The following is a 4307-nucleotide window of genomic DNA, read 5'->3' as shown; positions in this document are numbered from 1 at the left end:
GGCGATGGAGCGCAGCCGATCGACCGCTCCCGGGACGGCGAACTGGGCCGCCGACGAAGTAGCCCCGGCGGGCGCGGGCGGCGTCCTCGAAGGCGCTGAGGACCCGGTAGACCCCGGCGAACCCGCCCGGGTGCCGCTCGCTGGTCACCGCGCCGCGGGTGACGATGCCGTGGCGCTCGAGCAGCGCCTCGGCCAGCGCGTGGGCGCGCCGGGTCGGATCGGTGTCCCGCTCGGGCAGCAGCGACCAGCGGCCGGCGGCCGTCGGGGGGCCGGTCCGCCGCGGTATCGCCGGCCGTCCGTACCGTGCCGCCCGGGGACGGGGGATGGCGGCGGAACCCAGCAGGGCGCGCAGCGGGGCGAGAGTGTCGTTGGTCACCCGCCCCGCCCAGACAAGATCCCAGAGCGCGGTGGCGAGCGCCGTGTCGTCGAGCGAGCCCATCCGGTCGGACAGCGCCCGGAAGAACAGGGCCGCCCCGCCGGTGAGCGCGTCGAGAATCGCGGTGTGCAGTGGACCCGAGGCGATCTCCGGGTCGGGCGGAGACAGCAGCAGGGGCGCGGTGTCGGCGAGGACCAGGGTCAACCAGCCGCCGTCCCCGGGCAGCCCGCCGGCGCCCGCCCAGTGCACCTCGCCGGCGGAACACAGCTCGTCGAGCATCGCCGGTGAGTAGTCGGCGACGCGGGCCGGGAGGACGAGCTGTTCCCACGCGCTCGCCGGGATCAGCGCGCCCTGCAGCTGCTCGACGGCGCGCAGCACGCCGTCCACCCCCCGGCCACGTCCGCTGGTGACCGACTGCCAAGCCGGTAGGAAGGCACCGAGGACCCGGGGCGGCACCGCCTCGACCTCCTTGCGCAGGGCGGCCAGGCTGCGTCGTCGCAGCGCGCGCAGCACGCCCGCGTCGCACCACTGCTCACCGCCGCGGTCGGGATGCAGCTCGCCGCGGACGAGGCGGCCGCCGCGGACCAGCCCGTCCAGGACACCGGCGACCACCGCCGTGCCCAGCCCCAGCCGGGCGGCCGGTTCCTCGGTGTCGAACGGTCCGTGGGTACGGGCATAGCGGGAGATCAGGTCTCCGAGAGGGTCACGCACCGGTTCGGTGAAGGCGTCGGGAACTCCCACCGGCAGCGGTACGCCCAGGGCGTCGCGCAGCCGGCCGGCGTCCTCGATCGCGACCCACCGCTCCTCGCCGGCGATACGGACCCGCAGGGCCCGGCGGGTCTGTTCGAGCTCGGCGAGCCAGCCCAGGGTGGCACCCCGGGCGACCGCCTCCGCGGTGGTGAGGTCGCCGAGCATGCGCAGCAGGTCGGCCACCCCCTCGACATCGCGGGCGTGGCGGTCCGGGGCGAGCCGCGCGAGCTCCGCGGCGACCTGCGCGAGCGCCGCGGGATCGATCAGCTCCCGCAGGTCCGCCTCGCCGAGGAGTTCGGCCAGCAGGGAGCTGTCCAGTGACAGCACCTGCGCCCGGCGTTCGGCCAGCGGCGCGTCCCCGTCGTACATGAAGGCGGCGACGTAGCCGAACAGCAGGGCGGAGGCGCACGGAGACGGGGACGGCGTCTCCACCTCCACCACCCGCAGCGTGCGGGCCGACACCTCGCGCATCAGCTCCGCGAGCGCCGGAACGTCGAACACGTCCTGCAGGCACTCCCGCATGGTCTCCAGCACGACGGGGAAGCTGGCGAACGTCGCGGCGACGGACAGCAGCTGTGCGCTGCGCTGGCGCTGCTGCCACAGCGGGGTCCGTCGCCCCGGGGTCCGGCGGGGCAGCAGCAGGGCCCGCCCGGCACACTCGCGGAACCGGCTGGCGAACAGGGCGCTGCTCCCGATCTCCGCCCGCACGATCGCGTCGATCTCGTCCGGCTCGAACAGCGCGAGATCGGCGCCGGGCGGCTCGGCGGCATCCGGGATCCGGGATCCGGGCGACGATGCCGTCGTCGGTGTGCATGATCTGGACGTCGACCCCGTACCGCTCGCGCAGCCGGGCGCCCAGGGCGAGCGCCCAGGGTGCGTTCACCGGAGCACCGAACGGGGAGTGCACCGCCAGGCGCCAGTCGCCGATCTCATCCCGGAAACGCTCCACGACGATCGTCCGATCGTCACTGAGACGGCCGACGGCCGCCTTCTGCTCGTCGAGGTAGCGCAGCAGGTTGGCGGTGGCCCGATCGTCGAGGCCGGCGGCCCGGACACGGTCGGCCGCCGCCTGCGCCGGCAACCTGGTGATCTCGCGCAGGAACGCGCCGAGCGCGCGGCCGAGTTCGGCGGGTCGGCCTGGGGCGTCGCCATGCCAGAAGGGGAGCCGACCGGGCCGTCCCGGAGCCGGCGTCACCAGGACCCGGTCGGCGGTGATCTCCTCGATGCTCCAGCTGGATGAGCCGAGGAGCACCACGTCGCCGACCCGCGACTCGTAGACCATCTCCTCGTCGAGTTCCCCGACCCGGCTGGAGCGCTCCCCGACGAGGAAGACGCCGAACATGCCCCGGTCGGGAATGGTGCCTCTGCTGGTCACGGCGAGCCGCTGGGCGCCCGGGCGGGCGGTGAGGATCCCGGTGACGCGGTCCCAGGTGATGCGGGGGCGCAGTTCGGCGAACGCGTCGGAGGGGTAGCGGCCGGCGAGCATGTCCAGGACCGCCTCGAAGGCGGAGGCCGGCAGCGTCGCGAACGTCGCGGTGCGTCGGACCAGCGCGCCGAGCTCGTCGACGTGCCAGTCCTCCATCGCCGTCATTGCCACGATCTGCTGGGCCAGCACGTCGAAGGGGTTGCGCGGGTACCGCAGCCGCTCGATCGCCCCCGAGCGCATCCGCTCGGCGACCACGGCGCATTCGAGCAGGTCGCTGCGATGCTTCGGGATGATGACGCCGCGACTGGTGGCGCCGACCTGGTGGCCCGCGCGGCCGGTGCGCTGCATCCCGGCGGCGACGCTCGGCGGGGACCCGATCTGCACGACCAGGTCGACGGCTCCCATGTCGATGCCGAGTTCCAGGCTGGAGGTCGCGACGACCGCGGGCAGCCGGCCAGCCTTGAGATCTTCCTCGATTCCGGCCCGTTGCTCCCGGCTCACGCTGCCGTGGTGGGCCCGCGCGATCTCCGGCCACGCCGTGCCGCCGCCCTGACCCGAGGCGCCCATCAACGCCGCGGGTGACGTCCGGCTGGCTTCCCCCGGCCCGTCCCCGGCCACGGATTCGCCCGCGGCGGTGGCCGCGGCGAGCCGTTCGGCGTACAGCTCGTTCAGCCGGGCGCAGAGCCGCTCCGCGAGCCGGCGCGAGTTGGCGAAGACGATGCTGGCGGAATGGGCCAGCACGAGGTCGAGGACATGCTGCTCGACCGCCGGCCAGATCGACGCTCGGTGCGGTGCGGAGGCCGCCGAGCCGTCCGGGGACCCGTCGAGGAGCTGTCCGCCGAGCCGGGTCATGTCCTCGACCGGCACCACGACGTCGATCTGGAGGGTCTTGGCCGCGGGCGGGCGGACCACCGCCACCGGGGCCGTTCCGCCCAGAAAGCGGGCGACCTCCTCGACCGGCCGCACCGTGGCGGACAGGCCGATCCGCTGGGCCGGGGTGTCCAACAGGGCGTCCAGACGCTCCAGGCTCAGCGCGAGGTGGGCGCCACGCTTGGTGCCCGCCACCGCGTGGACCTCGTCGACGATCACCGTCCGGACGCCGCGCAGCGACTCCCGCGCGGCACTGGTGAGGATGAGGAAGAGCGACTCCGGGGTGGTGATCAGGACGTCGGGGGGCCGGGCGCCGAAACCGCGCCGTTCGGCGGCGGGGGTGTCGCCCGACCGCAGACCCACGGTCACGTCCGGCTGGGGTAGACCGAGCCGTTGCGCGGCGGAGCGTATCCCCGCGAGCGGCGCCCGCAGGTTCCGTTCGACGTCGATGGCCAGCGCCTTGAGCGGGCTGACGTAGAGCACCCGGCAGCGCCGGGTGGGCTCGGCCGGCGGCGCCGAGCGGGCCAGCGTGTCCAGCGACCACAGGAAGGCGGCCAGCGTTTTCCCCGAACCCGTGGGTGCGACGACCAGCGCGTTGCCGCCGGTGCGAATCGCCTCCCACGCGCCCCGCTGGGCGGGGGTCGCGGCGGTGAAGGCCGCGCCGAACCAGCTCCGGGTCGGGGCGGAGAACGCCGTGAGCGGATCCGGCGGATCGGGGGAAGCGAAGCTGGGCACGTTGACCAGTCTGCGTCGAGGGACCGACAACTTTCCGCCGGTGTGGTTCAGGCCGGGCCCGCCGTGGGGCCCGGCCTCGACCCGGTCGTGGTTCCCGCGACCGTGGTTCCCCCCCCCCCCCCCCCCCCTGGCCCTCCCGCCGGCACCCCC

1 pseudogene is annotated in these 4307 nt (G+C 74.9%); it reads right to left on the bottom strand.

What is annotated here, in order from left to right:
• Positions 1 to 4187, bottom strand: a pseudogene (locus tag AC08OT_RS00740) (ATP-dependent helicase); the annotation flags it as partial.
• Positions 4188 to 4307 lie beyond the last annotated feature (120 nt).

This window comes from Frankia sp. CgJB1 (assembly GCF_977947065.1).
Note: the sequence above shows the minus strand (reverse complement) of the source record. Positions and strands in the feature narration are given on the sequence as shown.